This is a genomic window from Bradyrhizobium ontarionense, assembly GCF_021088345.1.
In the GTDB taxonomy this organism is placed as follows: Bacteria; Pseudomonadota; Alphaproteobacteria; order Rhizobiales; family Xanthobacteraceae; genus Bradyrhizobium; species Bradyrhizobium ontarionense.
On the sequence record NZ_CP088156.1, the window covers coordinates 2,629,990 to 2,648,812 of the forward strand.

15 protein-coding genes are annotated in these 18,823 nt (G+C 64.9%); 7 read left to right on the forward strand and 8 right to left on the reverse strand.

Annotated elements, in window-relative coordinates:
* Position 1 precedes the first annotated feature (1 nt).
* On the forward strand, positions 2-910 hold the full coding sequence (rbsK, locus tag LQG66_RS11910; protein WP_231326411.1) for a ribokinase: 909 nt from the start codon (positions 2-4) through the stop codon (positions 908-910).
* Here rbsK and LQG66_RS11915 read toward each other — a convergent pair.
* A complete protein-coding gene (locus LQG66_RS11915; RefSeq protein WP_231326412.1) occupies positions 907-2,142 on the reverse strand; it encodes an NAD(P)/FAD-dependent oxidoreductase in 1,236 nt (411 codons plus the stop codon). The genes rbsK and LQG66_RS11915 overlap by 4 nt on opposite strands.
* 150 nt (positions 2,143-2,292) lie before the next feature.
* Here LQG66_RS11915 and LQG66_RS11920 point away from each other — a divergent pair, with 150 nt between their 5' ends.
* A complete protein-coding gene (locus LQG66_RS11920) occupies positions 2,293-3,078 on the forward strand; it encodes an enoyl-CoA hydratase/isomerase family protein (RefSeq protein ID WP_231326413.1) in 786 nt (261 codons plus the stop codon).
* 15 nt (positions 3,079-3,093) lie between these two features.
* Here LQG66_RS11920 and LQG66_RS11925 read toward each other — a convergent pair whose 3' ends face one another.
* The 5 genes from LQG66_RS11925 to LQG66_RS11945 all read right to left on the reverse strand — a co-directional run bounded on the left by LQG66_RS11925 (position 3,094) and on the right by LQG66_RS11945 (position 8,901).
* Complete coding sequence (locus LQG66_RS11925) at positions 3,094-4,434, reverse strand: TRAP transporter large permease (RefSeq protein WP_231326414.1); 1,341 nt, start codon at positions 4,432-4,434, stop codon at positions 3,094-3,096.
* Positions 4,431-5,015 carry a TRAP transporter small permease gene (locus LQG66_RS11930; protein ID WP_231326415.1) on the reverse strand — a complete coding sequence of 195 codons (585 nt, stop codon included), beginning with the start codon at positions 5,013-5,015 and terminating at the stop codon, positions 4,431-4,433. The genes LQG66_RS11925 and LQG66_RS11930 overlap by 4 nt, the downstream gene beginning before the upstream one ends.
* A 186-nt stretch (positions 5,016-5,201) precedes the next feature.
* Positions 5,202-6,182 (reverse strand): TRAP transporter substrate-binding protein, encoded by a 981-nt coding sequence (locus tag LQG66_RS11935; RefSeq protein ID WP_231327757.1) that lies wholly within the window; start codon positions 6,180-6,182, stop codon positions 5,202-5,204.
* 115 nt (positions 6,183-6,297) lie between these two features.
* Complete coding sequence (locus tag LQG66_RS11940; protein WP_231326416.1) at positions 6,298-8,004, reverse strand: IlvD/Edd family dehydratase; 1,707 nt, start codon at positions 8,002-8,004, stop codon at positions 6,298-6,300.
* A 78-nt stretch (positions 8,005-8,082) separates the two neighbouring features.
* Positions 8,083-8,901: an NAD-dependent epimerase/dehydratase family protein gene (locus LQG66_RS11945; RefSeq protein WP_231326417.1), complete on the reverse strand. Its 819-nt coding sequence runs from the start codon at positions 8,899-8,901 to the stop codon at positions 8,083-8,085.
* 88 nt (positions 8,902-8,989) lie between these two features.
* On the opposite strand from LQG66_RS11945, the gene LQG66_RS11950 reads away from it, so the two are divergent.
* The gene (locus LQG66_RS11950; RefSeq protein WP_231326418.1) at positions 8,990-9,958 is read left to right on the forward strand and encodes an SMP-30/gluconolactonase/LRE family protein; all 969 of its coding nucleotides are present in this window, start codon (positions 8,990-8,992) and stop codon (positions 9,956-9,958) included.
* 112 nt (positions 9,959-10,070) lie between these two features.
* Here the strand turns inward: LQG66_RS11950 and LQG66_RS11955 are convergent, their stop codons facing one another.
* Positions 10,071-11,501: an aldehyde dehydrogenase family protein gene (locus tag LQG66_RS11955; protein ID WP_231326419.1), complete on the reverse strand. Its 1,431-nt coding sequence runs from the start codon at positions 11,499-11,501 to the stop codon at positions 10,071-10,073.
* 504 nt (positions 11,502-12,005) lie between these two features.
* Positions 12,006-14,375, reverse strand: coding sequence for a transketolase (locus tag LQG66_RS11960; RefSeq protein WP_231326420.1), 2,370 nt, complete (start codon positions 14,373-14,375; stop codon positions 12,006-12,008).
* Between the two features lie 140 nt (positions 14,376-14,515).
* On the opposite strand from LQG66_RS11960, the gene LQG66_RS11965 reads away from it, so the two are divergent.
* The 4 genes from LQG66_RS11965 to LQG66_RS11980 all read left to right on the forward strand — a co-directional run bounded on the left by LQG66_RS11965 (position 14,516) and on the right by LQG66_RS11980 (position 18,739).
* A complete protein-coding gene (locus LQG66_RS11965) occupies positions 14,516-14,977 on the forward strand; it encodes an Lrp/AsnC family transcriptional regulator (RefSeq protein WP_231327758.1) in 462 nt (153 codons plus the stop codon).
* 981 nt (positions 14,978-15,958) lie between these two features.
* Positions 15,959-16,138, forward strand: coding sequence for a hypothetical protein (locus tag LQG66_RS11970; protein ID WP_231326421.1), 180 nt, complete (start codon positions 15,959-15,961; stop codon positions 16,136-16,138).
* A 172-nt stretch (positions 16,139-16,310) separates the two neighbouring features.
* The gene (locus LQG66_RS11975; RefSeq protein ID WP_231327759.1) at positions 16,311-17,414 is read left to right on the forward strand and encodes a ferredoxin family protein; all 1,104 of its coding nucleotides are present in this window, start codon (positions 16,311-16,313) and stop codon (positions 17,412-17,414) included.
* Positions 17,415-17,473: 59 nt separating this feature from the next.
* Positions 17,474-18,739, forward strand: coding sequence for a 2Fe-2S iron-sulfur cluster-binding protein (locus LQG66_RS11980; RefSeq protein ID WP_231326422.1), 1,266 nt, complete (start codon positions 17,474-17,476; stop codon positions 18,737-18,739).
* Positions 18,740-18,823: the final 84 nt, after the last annotated feature.

Sequence of the window (18,823 nt, forward strand, 5' to 3'; positions counted from 1 at the left end):
TATGGGGCGCGTCGTCGTCGCCGGCAGCATCAACATGGATGTCGTGGCGACGGCCGAGCGGCATCCACGCGTTGGCGAGACCGTCGCCGGCCAGTCGGTGATGTACTTCCCCGGCGGCAAGGGGGCCAATCAGGCGGTGGCCGCCGCCAAGCTGGGCGTACCGACCACGCTGATCGGCCGGCTGGGCCGTGATGCGTTCGGCGAGCAGCTGCGTGCGTTCCTCGCTGCCCATGGCATCGATCTCACCGCGGTGAAGGACAGCACCGGCGCGTCGACCGGCACGGCGATCATCACGCTCGCAAAGGCCGACAACACCATCGTGGTGATAGCAGGCGCCAATGCCGAGGTCGGCGCCGACGATGTCGCGCAGGTCGTCTTGACGCCAGGCGACGTGGCCGTGAGCCAGTTCGAGATCCCGCAACCGACCATCTCTGCTTTCTTCCAGCGTGCGAAAGCAGCCGGCGCCACCACGATCCTCAACCCGGCCCCGGCCAGCGCTTTCGACAGCGCGCTGTTCGCACTGGTCGACATCCTCGTGCTCAACGAGACCGAGCTCGGCTTTTTGGCTGGCATCGAGCTCGGCGACGCGCCGACGCCGCAACAGGTCACAGACGCGGTTCGGGAGCTGAAGCCGCGTCCCGATCAGACGGTCTGCGTCACGCTTGGTGCACGCGGGGCCGTCGCGGTCACCAATGGAGATGCCAAGCTGATCGAAGGCCGCGCCGTGAAGGCCGTGGATACCACCGGCGCCGGCGACTGCTTCGTCGGCGCGCTGGCCGCGCGGCTGTCGCAGGGCGCAGCGATGGCCGACGCGATCGGCTACGCCAACGCTGCGGCCTCTATTTCGGTGCAGCGGATGGGCGCCGGCCCGTCAATGCCATCAGCGGAGGAGGTTCGGGCGTGGCTCTAGGCCAGAGCGCTCTTCAGATCGAAGCTCGGATCTGCGGCCTTGTCGGAACCGATCGAACCGCCCGCCGCCAGCAGCTTGCGGCCGAACATGTGGTCGCCGGCGCGGTTGACCGACTCGATGCCGACCAGCCTGCCCTCCTTGTAGCAGAACGCCGAGAACGCCTTTTGCGCGGGATCGCCACGGAGCACGACCTGGTCATAACCGGTCGTGAGTCCCGCGATCTGGAGCTTGTCATTGCCCTGGTCGCTCCAGAACCACGGCTGCCCGTCATACGGCTTGGCGTCACCGGTGAGGCGCGCCGCGACGCAGCGGGCATGATCGGTGGCGTTCTGCACCGACTCCAGCCGCAAGGTGCCGCCGAAGCGCTGGCTGGCAAACAGCGCGCAGTCGCCGATCGCCGAGACATGAGGATCGCTGGTCAGCAGATATTCGTCGACGACGATGCCCGAGGCGACCTGCAATCCGGCCTCCGCCGCGAGCTCGACATTCGGCAGCACGCCGACGCCGACCACGATCAAATCAGCCGGAATGTGCCGGCCGTCGCTCAGGCTGACGCCGGTGACCTTGTTGCCATCGGCCTCGATGCTGGTGGCCTGGACGCCGAGATGGATGCGCACGCCGGCATCGGCATGCTGCGTCTGGAAGTAGTCGGAGATCTCGGCGGTCACGGCCCGCGCCATCACCCGCGCGCCGAGCTCGAGCACGTCGACCTCGAGGCCCTTGATGCGTGCGGTGGCGGCGAATTCGAGGCCGATGAAGCCGGCGCCAATCACGACCACCCGCTTGGCATCGCCGAGCAAGGTCCTGAGCGCTTCGCTGTCGTCGAGGATGCGCAGGTAGCGTACGGCCGGCAGGTTCGCATTGGGAATATCGAGCAGGCGATTGCGCGCACCGGTCGCGAAAGCGAGGTGCCCATAGTCCAGGGTTTTGCCGGAGGCGAGCAGCACCTTGCGGGCGTCGCGCTGGACCGAGACGACGCGGTCATAGACGAGGTCGATGGTCTGGTCGGCGTAGAATTTCTGCGGCCGGAACATCAAGGTCTCGGGACCGCCCGTGCCCTTGAGATAGCCCTTCGACAACGGCGGACGCTGGTAGGGCAGATGCGGCTCGTCGTTGATCAGATGAATCGGATCGGCAAAGCCTGCCTGACGCAGCGAGGTCGCAAGCTGGAAACCCGCATGCCCCGCACCCACGATCACAACCGGTCCCTTCGTCACTGCTCCCTGCCCCATTCTGTCCATCTGCGCTCACGCAACTCGGCCGCTTCCGGCTCGCATCATCGTCCATGCCAGCGGAACCGGGTTGTCGCAGACTTCCCCGGCATTGTCACCGGTCCCGCTGTGCGGTTTAAATGCGGCAACAACCATACCGGGGAGGAATGAATGTCGGACGCAACAGCGGAACCTGCCCGCCTGAGCATCGAGGGTCCGATCGCGACCATCACGCTCGACCGCCCGGCGGCGTTCAACGCCATCAACCTCGCCATTGCCAAGCGGCTGGAGCAGCTCGCGACGCAAGTCGAAGCCGACCAGACCATCCGTGTGCTCGTCCTGCAGGGCGAAGGCCGCGCGTTCTGCGCCGGTGGCGATCTGCAGACGATCGGAGCCGCCGCCGAAGCCGACACCATCACCCCCGTCGTCAGCGAGCTCCTGCACCACTATCACGCCTTCATCGCGAGCCTGCGGCGCATGCCCAAGATCGTGCTGGCCAGCGTCCACGGCTCCGCCGCCGGCGCGGGCATGTCGCTGGCCTTTGCCGCCGACCTCTGCATCGCCGCCGAGGAAGCGCGCTTCACACCGGCCTATGCCAAGCTCGGCGTCTCGCCCGACGGCGGCGGCACGGTTGGTGTCGTTGCCACCGTAGGCGTCAGGCGCGCGCTGCAGATATTCCTGGCCGAGGACAGCTTCACGGCGGCCCAGGCGTACGAATGGGGCCTGGTCGCCAAGGTCGTCCCCGCCACCGAACTTGCCGCGGCCACCCAGGCGCTGGCGCAGCGGTTGGTGCAGAACATGCCGGCCGGGCTCGCGGCGACCAAGGCGCTGATCCATCGCGCGCCGACCAGCTCGGTCGAGGATCAGCTCGCGGCCGAACGCGACGCGATCATCAACTGCATGCATACCGACGAATTCCGGACCGCGACGCGGAAGTTCACCAGCAAGGACAAATAGCCCCCCAGTCTCCACTCAATTCGGACAGATATAACCGGTCCCGGCCGGCGACTTGAAGCAGCCGACCGATTCCGGAATGACGTGCTTGGGCAGCCACAGCACGACGCTCGGGAAATAGATCGTGAAGGTGATGGTAACCAGGAACACGACATAGATCGGCAACGCCGCGCGCAATGCCTTGGCGAAACTGACGCCGACGAATTTCGAAGCCATCAGCAGCACGAGTCCGTAGGGCGGCGTGATCAGGCCGAAAGCGAGCGTGGCGATCAGCACCACGCCCATATGCACCCCGTTGATGTCGCCGGCCTGCGTCAGCGCATTGACCAGCGGCATGAAGATGATGATGGTCGGCACCGGCTCGATGAAATCGCCGATCACGGTGAACAGCAACACCATCAACAGCATGATATAGTGCGGGTCGTTGCCCGCGATCGAGGTGATCCAGTCGGCGATGAAGATGGCGCCGCGCAGATAGGCCAGCATCCATCCGAACGCATTGGCGGCGCCGATCGTGATCAGCGGCAGCGAGAAGATCAGCCCCGCCAGGCAGAAGTCGTAGGGGATCTTCTTCAGGTGGCCGCGGTTGAGCGCGGGAATGACGACCAGGATGATCCAGGCCACCGCGACCACACCGGCCTCCGTCGGCGTGAACCAGCCGGTCAGGATGCCGCCGAGCAGGATCACGGGGATCATCAGCGGCAGCGCCGCATCCACGCTCGCGAACATCACTTGGCGTAACGGCGCGCGCGGTTTGCGCAAGCCGGAGGGACCGAAGAAGTAGCAATAGATCATCAGTCCGAAGCCGATCATGAATCCGGGCACGACGCCGGCCATGAACAGCCCGGCGATCGAGACATTGCCCACTGCGCCGTAGACGACCGCGGTGATGCTCGGCGGGACCAGCGCCGCAATGGTGGAGGCCGCCGCGATGATGGCTGCGATGAAGGCCGGTTCATAGCCTTCCCGCCGCATCGGTCCACCGAGCGCGCGGCTCATGACCGCAACATCGGCGGTGGTCGATCCCGACATTTCCGAGAAGAACATGCTGAAGACGACGACGACCTGCGACAGCCCGCCCCGAATATGTCCGACCAGTGACACCGACAGGTTGGCGATCCGGACCACGACATTGGCCGAACTCATGAGTTCGCCGACCAGCAGGAAGAACGGAATCGCAAGCAGCGCCTCGGAATCGACGCCATCGAAGATCTTCTGCACGATCGCCGCGAGCGAGACGTCGGCGAGGAAGGCGCCGACGAATACGCCTGCCAGCAGCGAGAACGGCACCGGCACGCCGAGATAGCCGAACGACAGGAAGCAGACCGACATCAGCGCGAGGATGACTGGAGCGCTCACGTCGGATCGCTCCGATCAACGCCGGCGCGGAGCGGCGGAATCACTGCCTCCTGTTGCAGCGGCTCCGGATGATCGAAGCCGTTGGCGATGCCATTGACCAGTTGCTCGACCGCAAACAGCGCGATCAGCACCCCGGAGAGCGGAATGATGACATAGAGCGAGGCGATCGGTGTTCCCGAGGGCAACCGGAAACTGCCGAAGCCGCGGAGAAAGTTGAGATAGCCATACCAGATCAGGCACAGCGCGACCGCGAGCACGACGAGCCGCAACACGATCTCGACGAGGAGGCGCGGCATGCCATGCATCGATTCGGCGATCGCGGTCAGATACAGATGGTCGTTGCGGCGCGTCGCAACCGCGGCGCCGACGAAGATCGCATAGACGAACAGGCTGGACGTGACCTCCTGCAGCCATAGCCAGGGATGACCTATGGTGCGCGTGACAATGTCGGCGGTTACCGACATCGAGAAGCCGAAGCACAGCGCGCCGCAGAGCATCATCAGCACCAGCTCGAGCGGGTCGAGCATGCGCCACTTCAGATGACGCTGCCGTTGCACAACGAGCTTGTCGGCGATGGACATCAGCTTCCTCGTCGTTCCGGATCAAACTCTCTCGTCGTCTCGGCGAACGCCGGGACCATTGCCGCCGGCGATGATTGTCGACGCGCATTGTCGATCCAGGTGACGACCTACTGCCCTACCGAGGCGCCGTGGGTTGTGGTCCCGACTTCGCAAAGACGAATACGTGGGTGCGGCAGCGTACACGGCTCAGTTGATTGCGCGGATCAGGTTCTTGATCTTTTCCGCGTGTGGGCCGAGCTCCTTCGCAAGCTTGTCCAGATACGGATCGGCGATCGTGATGAAGCTCTTCTTGTCGACATCCTCGACGATCTTGACGCCGAGCGACTTCAGTTTGGTGGCTGCCGTCCTTTCCAGTTCGAACGCCTTCGCCGGCTCTTTCGCGCTGATCTCGGCTGCCGCCGCCAGAACCCATTGCCGTTGCTCGGCCGACAGGCTCTGCCAGAGCTTGTCGCTGATGAAGACCAGCGCGTTGTTGGCCTCATGTTCCGTGATCGAAAGCACCGGCGCCACCTCGTAGTGCTTGTTGACGAGGTAGACATTGATGCTGTTTTCCGCAGCCTCGACCACGCCGGTCTGCAGTGAGGTGTAGACGCTGCCGAACGGCATGTGCACGGTCTGGGCGCCGTAAGCCGGGAACATCGTGTCTTCGGTCGCGGTTGCCTGGACACGGATCTTCATCGCCTTGATGTCGTCGACCTTGTGGATTTCCTTCTTGCTGTAGATATGGCGCACGCCCTGCGAGCCTGTGCCGATCACGTGCAGGCCCTGCGTGGTCTCGTCGATCATGGTCTTGATCGCCTCGAACACCTGCGGATCGGCCAGTCCCTTGATCACATGGGCTTCATTGCGGAACAAGAAGTGTAGCGACATCACGCCGGCTTGCGGCGAAATCGTCGCCGTGTTGGCCGAGGAGACGATGGCGAAATCGATGTCGCCCGCCTTGACCAGTTGCAGGATCTGCGGCTCCTGCCCGAGCTGCGCGCCGGGATACTGGTCGATGATCATGGTGCCCTTGCTCAACTCCCTGAGCTTGTCGGCGAACAAGTCTCCGGCGACGGAGTAGCCGGTGTTGCGAGGCTGATCATAAGCGAAGCGGTAGTGCTTGACGTCCTGCGCACTCGCAGCCGCGGCACACACGATCGCCACAGCGAACGCCCATGCGCCAATGAGCTTGGCTCGACCCGTCACGGTCCCCTCCCCGGTTATGATTTTCGGGGATCATCCCATTGGCTGCGTCTGATTGTCAATTGAGCATACCTTGGCCGTCAGTCGGTGGAGCAACTCAGCCCTTTCCCCCGCGGCGCATGAAGTCGAAATCGCAGCCGTCATCGGCCTGCAGAATGGTCTCGTGAAACAGATGGGCGTAGCCGCGCTCGGCCCATTTCGGCGGCTCGGCCTGTTGCAGCGCGGCACGGCGTCTCGCCAACTCCGCATCGTCGACGAGCAGATCGATGCTGCGCCTGGCGACGTCGAGCCGGATCGTGTCTCCGGTCCGCACCAGCCCCAGCGGACCGCCGACGGCGGACTCGGGCGTGATGTGCAGCACGATGGTGCCGAACGCGGTGCCGCTCATGCGCGCATCGGAGATGCGCACCATGTCCTTGGTGCCGCCGCGCGCGAGCTTCTTCGGGATCGGCAGATAGCCCGCCTCGGGCATGCCCGGCGCGCCCTTGGGGCCGGCATTGCGCAGCACCAGGACGTCATCGGCCGAGACGTCGAGATCGGGATCATCGATGCGCAGGGTCATGTCCTCGATCGACTCGAATACGACGGCGCGCCCGGTGTGCTGCAGGAGCTTAGGGCTCGCGGCCGAATGCTTGATGACGGCGCCGCGCGGCGCGAGATTGCCACGCAGCACCGCGAGCCCGCCCTCCGGCTTGATCGCGTCATCGCGCGAGCGGATCACGTCCTGTCCCGGCACGTCCTCGGCTGCAGCAACGATCTCGCGCAGCGATTGTCCGGTGATGGAGCGACAATCGAGGTCGATGAGATCGCCGAGCTGCTTCATCAACTTCGGTACGCCACCGGCGTGATGGAAGTGCTCCATATAGTGATCGCCGGATGGCTTCAGATCGACCAGCACCGGCACCTCGCGCCCGATTTGGTCGAACGCATCGAGGTCGATCGCATGCGGGGTACGCCCAGCAATCGCGGTGAGATGAACGAGGCCGTTGGTCGAGCCGCCGATCGCCTGCAGCACGACCTGTGCATTCCGGAAAGCTGCCGGTGTCAGCAGCTGGCTGGGCTTTGGCCCCTTGGCCTTGGCCATTTCAGCCGCCACCCGGCCGCTCGCCTCCGCGGATCGGAAACGTTCGGCATGAGGCGCCGGAATCGTCGCGCTCATCGGCAGCGACAATCCGAGCGCCTCGGTGATGCAGGCCATCGTCGAGGCCGTTCCCATCACCATGCAGGTGCCGACCGACGGCGCCAGCCGGCCGTTGACCGCCTCGATCTCGCTGTCGTCCATCTCGCCGGCGCGATACTTGGCCCACAGACGGCGGCAGTCGGTGCAGGCGCCGAGCACCTCGCCCTTGTGATGCCCGACCACCATCGGCCCCACCGGAATCACGACCGTCGGCAGATCGGCCGACACCGCCGCCATGATCTGCGCGGGCAGGGTCTTGTCACAGCCGCCGATCACGACCACCGCGTCCATCGGTTGCGCGCGGATCATCTCCTCGGTTTCCATCGCCATCAGATTGCGCAGATACATCGAGGTCGGGTGCGCGAAGCTTTCCGCGATCGAGATGGTCGGAAACACGAACGGCATTGCACCGGACAGCATGACGCCCCGCTTCACCGCCTCGAGGATCTGCGGCACGTTGCCGTGACAAGGATTGTAGTCGCTATAGGTGTTGGTGATGCCGACGATCGGCCGGTCGAGCGCGTCGTCCGAATAGCCCGCGGCCTTGATGAAAGCCTTGCGCAGGAACAGCGAGAACCCGGCATCGCCGTAAGCGGTCAGTCCCTTGCGCAATCCGTCGGTCATTGTCTTTTTTCTTTCTTTCGTCTCGCCGTCATTCCGGGTTCGCGCCGTCTGGACGCGCCCCGGAATGACGTATCGGGCTTAACCCCAGTCGATGATCCGGCTGGTGTCGCCATCGAACTCTGTGCTGCAGAACGCGCCGCCCTGGAAGTAGTCGCCGATCGGATCGGCCGGCAGCTTGGTCTGCTCAGCGAAGGCATGCTCACGGAAATCCTCGGCGCGGCCGGTCGGGCGATAGCCGAGATCATAGGCGCGCTGATTGTCCCACCAGGCGCGCTCGTTCAGCGAGGCGCCATAGAGCACCTCGAAATGGATGTCGGGATGCTCGAGGCCGATGCGGCAGAGCTGAATGAGATCGTCCGGCTTCAACCAGATCGATAGCCGGCGCCGATCCAGCGGCTTGTCGCCGAAATTGCCGATGCGGATGCATGTCACCTTCAGCCCGTGCTTGTCGGCATAGAGCGAGCCGAGCGCTTCGCCGAACACCTTGCTGACACCGTAGCGGCCGTCGGGGCGCGGCTGCACGTCGTTGTCGATCTTGCGGTGACGCGGATAAAAACCGACGGCGTGGTTCGACGACGCGAAGACGATGCGCTTGACGCCCTGGCGGCGCGCGGCCTCAAAAAGGTTGTAACCGCCGATGATGTTGGCCTGCAGGATGTCGTTCCAAGAGCCCTCGACCGAATAGCCGCCGAAATGGATGATGCCGTCGACCCCCTCGCACAGCGCCTCGACCTGGCCGAGGTCGGAAAGGTCAGCCGCCTTGAACGTCTCCTGGCTGGACAGGTCGGCCGGCGCCTTCAGGTCGCTGAGCAAAAGGTCCGGATAGATCGGCGGCAGCAGCTTCCGCAAGGAAGTGCCGATTCCACCGCACGCACCGGTCATCAAGATACGTGGCATTTCATCCCTCGTGTTCGGTCCGCAGGTTTGCGGTCGTTGGCGGCCAATGATAGCAGAGATCATAAAGGCGCAATAATGGGACGGGCACATGTCCGACGGAAACGCTCACGCTCAGGGCTTTCGCCCTGCCACCTTCTATCCCGATCCGGCGATCCAGACGCTGGACCCGCGCTTCGAGAAATACTGGCTCAAACTGTCGGCCGTTGAGCGGCTGGCGACCGGCCTGCGCTGGGCCGAAGGGCCGGTGTGGTTCGGCGACGGGCGCTATCTCTTGTGCAGCGACATTCCCAACCAGCGCATCCTCAAATGGGAGGAGGAGACCGGCGCCGTCTCGGTGTTCCGCAAGCCCTCCAATTTCGCCAACGGCAACACCCGCGACCGCCAGGGCCGGCTCGTCACCTGCGAGCATGGCGGCCGCCGTGTCACCCGCACCGAATATGACGGTTCCATCACCGTGCTGATCGACAAATTCGACGGCAAGCGGCTGAACTCGCCGAACGATATCGTCGTCAAATCCGACGGCTCGATCTGGTTCACCGATCCGACCTTCGGCCTGCTCGGCAATTACGAGGGCTACAAGGCCGAGCCGGAGATCGACGCCAACGTGTACCGGATCGATGGCGCTACCGGCAGAGCGGCGATCGTCGCCGAGGGCGTGCTGGGGCCGAACGGGCTGTGCTTCTCGCCCGACGAGCGCATCCTCTACGTCGTCGAATCCCGCGGCGCGCCGACCCGCAAGATCCTCGCCTATGACGTCTCCGCCGATGGCACGACGCTCGCCAACAAGCGCGTCCACATCGATGCCGGCCCGGGCACGCCCGACGGCATGCGCTGCGACGTCGACGGCAATCTCTGGTGCGGCTGGGGCATGGGCTCGCCTGAGCTCGACGGGGTCATGGTGTTCGCACCCGACGGCGCCCCGATCGGCCGCATCGCTTTGCCCGAGCGCTGCGCCAACCTCTGCTTCGGCGGCCTCAAGCGCAACCGCCTGTTCATGGCCGCCAGCCAGTCGATCTACGCGTTGTACGTCAACACGCAGGGCGCGCTGGGCGGATGACACTCGGCTGCGTAGGGTGGGCAAAGGCGCGGAGCGCCGTGCCCACCAGCTTTGTTCTTGGCGTGAATGGTGGGCACGCTGCGCTTTGCCCACCCTACACGTCGTCACGCGATCAAGCCGCGTTGTAGCCTGCGACCGCCTTGACCTCGAGATACTCCTCGAGACCGAACCGGCCCCACTCGCGACCGTTGCCGGACTGCTTGTAGCCGCCGAACGGCGCGGTGCGATCGTTCGGCACTCCCTGCAGGTTGACGTTGCCGGCGCGGATCTTGCGGCCGACCTCGCGGGCCTTCTCGATCGTGCCGGCCGAGACATAGCCGGCAAGACCATAAGGCGTGTCGTTGGCGATCTTGACCGCCTCGGACTCGTCCTGCGCGCCGATGATCACCAGCACCGGCCCGAAGATCTCCTCGCGCGAGATCGTCATCTCCGGCTTGACGTCGGCAAAGACGGTCGGGCGCACATAGAAGCCCTTGTTGACGCCCTCGGGCAGGCCCGGACCGCCGGCGACGAGCGTGGCGCCCTCCTCGATGCCCTTGTTGATCAGGGCCTGGATCTTGTCCCACTGGCCGCGATTGACGACCGGGCCGATCGTGGTGCCCTCGCCGCGCGGATCGCCGGCCTTGGTCTTGTCGGCAACGCCCTTCGCGATGGCAGCCACTTCCTTCATCCGCGCGGCCGGCACGATCATGCGCGACGGCGCGTTGCAGGACTGGCCGGAGTTGTTGAACATGTGCATGACGCCGCCGGTCACGGCCTTGATGAGATCGGCCCCCTCCAGGATCACGTTCGGCGATTTGCCGCCGAGCTCCTGGCTGACGCGCTTCACGGTCGGCGCGGCGCGCTTGGCGACGTCGATGCCGGCGCGGGTCGAGCCGGTGAACGAGATCATGTCGATGTCCGGATGCTCGCTCATCGCGGCGCCGACCTCCGGCCCGAGGCCGTTGATCAGGTTGAACACGCCCTTCGGCACGCCGGCTTCGTGCAGGATCTCGGCGAAGATCAGCGCCGAGGTCGGGGTGAACTCCGACGGCTTCAGGATCATGGTGCAGCCCGCCGCCAGCGCGGGGGCGACCTTGCAGGCGATCTGGTTGAGCGGCCAATTCCAGGGCGTGATCATGCCGACCACGCCGACCGGCTCGCGCACCACCACGGACGCCGGCAGCGTCTCCTCGAACTCATATTTCTTCAGCACATCGAGCGTCGACATCAGATGGCCGAGACCGGCGCCGGCCTGCAGCTTCTCCGCCATCGGCAGCGGCGCGCCCATCTCGTCGGAGACGGCCGCGCCGATGTCCTTCATGCGGCCCTTGTAGACGGCGATGATCTTTTCGAGCAGCGCGACCCGCTCCTCGCGTGATGTCTGCGAGAAGGTCTCGAACGCGCGCTTGGCGGCAGCGACGGCCTTGTCGACATCGGCCTTGGAGCCCAGCGCAACCTCGTACATCGCCTCTTCAGTGGCCGGGTTGACCACCGGGGTGGACTTCTTGACGACCGGATCGACCCAGGCGCCGTCGATGTAGAATTGCAGGCGATTGACCATCGGAAAACCTCTTCACGTGGAAGCATATGGGAGGGGCGGCAGCGCGCGGGCCGGCATCCTGGCACGAACGATCCGCGGCTTGAACCCGCCACATGCGGGGTCCGGGGTTGCGTCCCGGATATAGGATCAAGGCCGCGACCGGCGCAAGCCGACGGCCTGCGTTTCGTCGCCGCTCCACGTTTTGCACCGCAACAAACGCCCCACGCGCTGGCCATCCGTGAAGTCCATCATTCCGGACGACAGAATTCCCAGCCGTGCAGATTCATTTTCAATATGTGAACTGGTTCACAGCCTGGCCCGATCGAGCCGGCTAATCTTTCCTTCATAGACACCCCAGCATCTCGAAAGGACGCTGGAAAACGTTTCATAACGAATGATTTCGCCAGTTTTTACTGAGTAGCTTTTCAGCACCTAGCCTTTTTGATCCAAGTTGCGACGCCGTCTCCTTCATCCAGGTGGGGGAGACGGCGCAGCTATTTTCGAGCCCCGCGATCCCCTCCGCCGTCACACCGCCATCTTGCGATGCCTCACCGGCGCGCCGGTGAGGCTCTCGGCGGCGTCGATGATCGCGTTCGCATCCATGCCATTGTGACGGTAGAGATCGTCGATCGTCCCGGTCTGGCCGAACGTCTCGACCCCCAGCGCCTCGACGCGATGACCGCGCACCGAGCCGAGCCAGCCGAGCGTGGCCGGGTGGCCGTCGATGACGGTGACAATGCCGCAATCGCGCGGCAGCGGCGCCAGCAGCTGCTCGATATGGCTGAGATGCTGCACGCCACGGCGATGCCGCCGCAGGCTGCGCGCCGCCGTCCATCCCGCATGCAGCCGGTCCGCCGAGGTGATCGCGAGCAGGCCGACGTCGCGCCGGGACTCGCCGATCAGCCCTGTCGCCTCGATCGCCTCCGGCGCCACCGCGCCGGTATAGGCCACGATCACCTCCGCGTTCGGACCGGGCTTGCGCAGCCAGTAGGCGCCGGCCGCGATATCGGCCTCGAGCTCTGATGTCATGATCCGTTGCGGCTGATCGATCGTGCGCGTCGACAGCCGCAAATAAAGCGAGCCGCCCTCGCCTGCGTCGCGCTGCATGTGGGCAAAACCCCACTTCATGATCGCCGCGAGTTCGTCGACGAAAGCCGGCTCGAACGATGACAGCCCGTCCTGCGCCATGCCGATCAGCGGCGTGGCAATCGACTGGTGCGCGCCACCTTCCGGCGCCAGCGTCACACCCGACGGCGTCGCCACCACCATGAAGCGCGCATCCTGATAGCAGGCGTAGTTCAGCGCATCGAGGCCGCGCTCGATGAAGGGATCGTACAAGGTGACGACCGGCAACAGCCGCGCACCGTTGATGGCGTGCGACAGGCCGAGCGCGGAAGCCATGATGAACAGGTTCATCTCGGCGATGCCCAATTCGATGTGCTGCCCCTTCGGCGAGGCCGCCCAGTTGAACGTCGACGGGATCTTCTCGCTGCGGAACAGGTCGGCCTTCTCGGCACGCGCGAACAGGCCACGGCGGTTGACCCAGGCGCCGAGATTGGTGGAGACGGTGACGTCGGGAGACGAGGTCACGATCCGCGACGCCAGCTCGCTCTCGCTACGCGCGAGATCGTTGAGCACGAGGCCAAAGCCCTGCTGCGTCGACATCTGCGCTGCCGCGGTGAAGGTCAGCCGCTCCGGGACGTCGAACACGGCATCATCGAGCCGGCGGCCGTCGCGGTTGAACGGCACGGAAGCGAGGAACGACTCCAGCTCCGCCTCGTCCTGCTTCAGCCCTTCGAACTTGTCCCACTCATGGCCCGGGCGGATGTTCTGCTGACCGCGCCACTTCTCCATCTGTGTCACCGTCATCAGGCCGGCGTGATTGTCCTTGTGGCCCTGGAACGGCAGGCCGACGCCCTTGATCGTGTAGGCGATGAAACACACCGGACGATCATGATCGATCGATTCGAACGCCTCCAGCATGCTCGCCATGTCGTGGCCGCCGAGATTGCTCATCAGCGCCAGCAGCTCGTCGTCGCTGCGCCGGTCCAAGAGCCGCGTCACGTCGCCCTGGTCGCCGATGTCGTCCTGGATATGCTTGCGGAAGGCGGCGCCGCCCTGGAAGCACAGCGCCGCATAGAGCGCGTTCGGGCAATTGTCGATCCAGCGCCGCAACGCCTCGCCGCCTGGTTCCGCGAACGCCTCGCGCATCAGCCGGCCGTATTTCACGATCACCACGTCCCAGCCGAAATTGCGGAACATGGTCTCGAACTTCTCCCACAGGCCTTCGCGCACCACGGCGTCGAGGCTCTGACGATTGTAGTCGACGATCCACCAGGTGTTGCGCAGACCGTGCTTCCAGCCTTCTGCCAAGGCTTCGAAGATGTTGCCCTCGTCCATCTCGGCATCGCCGACCAGCGCGATCATGCGCCCCTCGCGGCGGTCCTTCATCCAGCCATGCGCCTTGACGTAGTCCTGCACCAGCGACGAGAACAAGGTCTGCGCGACGCCGAGGCCGACCGAGCCGGTCGAGAAGTCGACATCGTCGATGTCCTTGGTGCGCGACGGATAGGATTGCGCGCCCTTGAAGCCACGGAAATTCTCCAGCTTCTCGCGGGTCTGCCGGCCGAACAGATACTGGATGGCGTGGAACACCGGGCTCGCATGCGGCTTCACCGCGACGCGGTCCTCGGGGCGCAGCACCGAGAAATACAAGGCCGACATGATGGTCGCGAGCGAGGCGGAGGAGGCCTGATGGCCGCCGACCTTGAGCCCATCGACATTGGGCCGGATGTGGTTGGCGTGATGGATGGTCCAGGACGACAGCCACAGCGCCTTGCGGGCCAGCGCATTCAGCATGTCGAGACGGTCGGACTGTGCTGATCGCGTGGCCATGGCGCTGCTCCCCGGGGGTGTTGGTGGATTCACGGATTTTAATCCTGTTGCGGCGGCCAAAATTCTCAATTTTTCGCGTGCACACGGCATTTATTGGGATATTTTACCAATCAGAAGGCAATTTCAGCGATTTGGTCCCAATGCCCGACCTCGACAGCATCGACCGCAAGATCCTCAGCCATCTCCAGGCCGACGGCCGCATCACCATGCAGGAACTGGCCGACAAGGTCGGGCTGTCGGTGTCGCCCTGCCACCGCCGCGTCAAGCTGCTGGAGGAACGCGGCGTCATCACCCGCTATCTCGCGAGCGTCGATCAGAAGGCGCTGGGGCTGCATGTCTCCGTCTTCATCTCCATCAAGCTGGCGCGGCAGAAGGAGGAGGATTTGAAGCGATTCGAAAAGGCGATCTCCGCCTGGCCCGAGGTGCTCGAGTGCTATCTGATGACCGGCAATCGGGACTACCTCCTGCGCGTGGTCGCCGCCGATCTGTCGTCGTACGAAGCGTTCCTGAAAACCAAGCTCACGCGGCTCGACGGCATCGCATCGATCGAGTCGAGCTTTGCGCTGAGCCAGGTGAAGTACTCGATCGCCCTGCCAGTGTGAGGCACGCTGCGTCCACACCCACCGCCGTCGTCCCTGCGAACGCAGGGACCCACACTCCGAGGCGGCCGTTGTGAAGAACGACCGGTCTAACATCGTGCGCAACAACATCTCCCTGGGGTTATGGGTCCCAGCGTTCGCCGGGACGACAGCGGAGGGCTTCGCGACACTTTCCGTTATCGCGAGCGCTCGGCAATGAGAGGCTCACATGAGCCCACTCCTCTCCTCCGTCATTCCGGGGCGCGCGCAGCGCGAGCCCGGAATCCATAACCAAGATCGTGCGTATGGATTCCGGGCCCGCGCCGCTGCGCGTCGCGTCCCGGAATGACGGCCTTTGTTGTTTCATCCGGATTGCCACAAGCATAGGGACTATCGCACAGACTATCACATGCGTTCGCATTCCCGCGGCGCTTTGCGTCCGGGTGATCAATGACCTTAAGGCCCTCTCCCAAACAGAGGGCGCAGGGAAGGCCGGGCGCTGGCCGCGCCCGTGGCCCGCCTGCGGAAAAAAGTGCAGGCGGCAGGTACCACAGGTCTGGCCGAACACGCCCGGCCCTCCCTGCGCAACGGTTTTAACGGCTGCTTCGCGTTCTCCCCGGTGCGCCGGCTTGTTGGCCACCGTGCGCGACAACGCGCTGACGCGCGCCGCCGCGGAGACACCAGCATCGGGGTGCCAGGACCGCGCGACTTGACCGTGCGTGCATCGCCGTTCGTCGGCGCGAATGATCACGCTGCAACGACACACGCCCATCGCATTCCGCTGCCGACGTCCATGACGACCGCGATACGTCCCCTCCGACGCAACGGAACGGGCGGGACTCTAATGCTGATTTTGCGAAATCGCCAAGCCGTTTATTTTTGACCGAAGGGCTGGACAGGATTTGCGCGCGCGATCTGATTTGCCCGGCGGGTCGTTTGGCACACACGAATTGCGCAGGCGCACGCCTTGATCCTGCCTGCGCTATGTCACGGTGAAGGCCGTCATTGATCCAGATCAAACGCTCTCGAAAACAGACCTCGATCCAGATCAAATCCTTGAAGTTCCTCGATTTGATCCAGATCAAACGGCCGCAGGCCGACCGCAGCATGGCCCAGGGACGTCCATATTGGCCGTCAAAAAGCGCCACATCTCGTCGGCAGATTCCGCGGCACAGCATGCGCTGATGACGCGAACGACCAGGCTCGGCGGACTAACGGGTCTGGCCTGACGTCGTCACACCAGCGCGCCTGTGCAGAGTAACCAGCGTCCTGGAAAGCAATGCGAAACAACAGCGCCCAACGTTCGTCCCGATACGACTACGCTTCGCACCATCGAGAGGCCCGGCCGCTGGCCCACGTGGCCGTGCAGGTGGCTCCCGCCAGGTATCAGCCGGCCGCACAGCCCGGCAGCCGCAGCACTGGACGGGCCGAGCGGCGGTTCTGGCTGACGATGCAGACGGTCATGCTGGTCGTCGGCGTGCTGCTGGTGAATTTGCTGCTATTCTTTCCTCCCCTCGGCATAGCCCTGATGTGGAATCTGCTGATTCCGATCGCGCCGGCGCTGGTGACGATCTCGCCCGGCCTGTGGCGCAACATCTGTCCGATGGCGACCTTCCATCTGCTGCCGAACAAGATGGGCATCTCGCAGAACATCCGGATGCCGGAATGGGGCGCGGCGACGCTCGCGGTGATCAGCGTGACGCTATTGTTCATCGTGGTGCCGATGCGGCGCATCGGCCTCAATGTCGACGGGCCGCTGACGGCGCTCATGCTGCTGTCGGCCGCGTTCATGGCGTTCGCGATGGGCTCGGTGTTCGAGATGCGATCGGGCTGGTGCACCTCGCTGTGCCCGATCCACCCTGTTGAGCGGCTGTACGGCACCAACCCGGCCCTGACCTTCAAGAACGCCCGCTGCAACATCTGCGAGGCCTGCAGCAATCCGTGCCCGGACTCGACGCCCGAGCTGACGCCGACCGCGGGCGTGCCGACGAAGGTTCAGCAGTTCCTCGGCAACTTCCTGATCGGCAGCTTCCCGGGCTTCGTCTGGGGCTGGTTCCAGGTGCCGGACTATCCGCCGGAGCAGGTCGGGAGTGCCGAGATCATCACCGCCTATGTCTGGCCGTTCGTCGCGGCTGTCATCAGCTACGCCGTGTTCAGGATCGGCGAGCACATGCTGCGCTACCGGCCCAGCGCCCGCACCAGGATGCACCGCATCTTCGCAGCGACCGCGGTCAGCACCTACTACTGGTACCGCCTGCCCGGTCCGGCGTCGCTGCTGCCGGACTGGTTTCCGCTGGTCTCGCATCTCGTCACGACGCCGTTCTTCTTCTGGTTCCTGGTGCTGCGCTCGCCGAAGGTGAGCTGGCTGAAACGGCCGGTGATGGCCTCGAACTACTGGTCGAGCCGGTTCGAGACCACGGCCAACAAGAACCTGATCCGCGTCACGCCCAACAAGGCGTGAGCCCGCGGACCTCTTCCAACCTGCACATAGTCACAGCGTATCCGATCGAGGAGTGAACCATGTCGAACTTCAGGACCGTCACCGTCAAGGGCCGCCAGTTCCGCGTCCGCGCGGGCGACGTGCTGCTCGATGGCGCGCTCGCCAACGGCGTCGAGATTCCGTTCGACTGCCGTGCCGGCACCTGCGGCACCTGCATGGTTCACGTCTCCAAGGGCCAGACGGTCTGCGGCGAGACGCATACGCAGGGCATGATCTATGCGTGCCAGGCGCGCGTCGTGTCCGATCTCGACGTCGAGATGGAGGACGTGCCCGAGATCGACACCTCCAAGGCCCGCCTCGTCGGCCTGCGCGAGGTCGCGCCCGACATCATGGAGCTGATGATCGCGCCTGAAAAGAGCATCAGCTATCTGCCGGGGCAGTACTTCAAGTTCACCTTCAACGGCTATCCGGCGCGGGCCTACAGCCCGACCGCCTCGTTCGACGGCCGCATCGGCGGCCGCGTCATCCATCTCAACATCAAGAAGGTGCGCGGCGGCCGCGTGACGACGGCGCTGGGCAGCGGCATCCGTCCCGGGCACCGGCTGCGCATCCAGGGACCCTATGGTCATGCGTTCCTGCGCCCCGGCGGCACCGGCCGGCTGATCCTCGCCGGCAGCGGCACCGGCTTTGCGCCGATCTGGGCGATCGCGGCAATGGCGCTGCGCGAGCAGAGAAGCCGGCCGATGGTGATCATCGCCGGCGCCAAGAAGCTGGCGCAGCTCTACATGACGCCGATTCTGGCGCAGTTGGCGCGTCTGCCCAACGTCACGATCATCCCGACCGTCGAGGAAGGCCCGATCAATCATCCGTCGATCCGCACCGGACGCATCGAGCCGCACATGCCGACGCTGACGGCGTCCGACGTCGTCTATGCCTGCGGCTCGCCGCGCATGGTCAGCGCGCTCGCCGGCATGGTCGAGAAGGCCGGCGCGACCTTCTATGCCGATCCGTTCGACTCCGCCCCGCCGGAAGCGCCCTCCGGCCTGCTCGGGCGGATCAAGACCCTGGTGGCGCGACGGCCGCCGGAGCCGGAGCAGAGCCGCGACATCGGCAAGGGCCGCGAGGCCTCGGTCGATCCGTTCGAGCGGGCGCTGTCGCTGGTACCGAGAGGTCCGATCGAGGACGATATCGACCTGCAACGGCCCGCCGAGCCGCGCCGCAACGCGGTGGCCGAACGGGACCATGCGCTGTCGCTGGTCAGTCAGCGCGCGGCCCAGACGGAGGCCACCAGGCTTCAGGACCGGGCACGCCGCTCCGCCGGCCAGATGGCGTCCGGGCACGTGTGAGGGGGCGACGTTGGTGATGCCGTAGACCGGAACCAGGCACATCGCTTCGCCAACCGTCACGATCCTGTATTACGGTGAGAACCT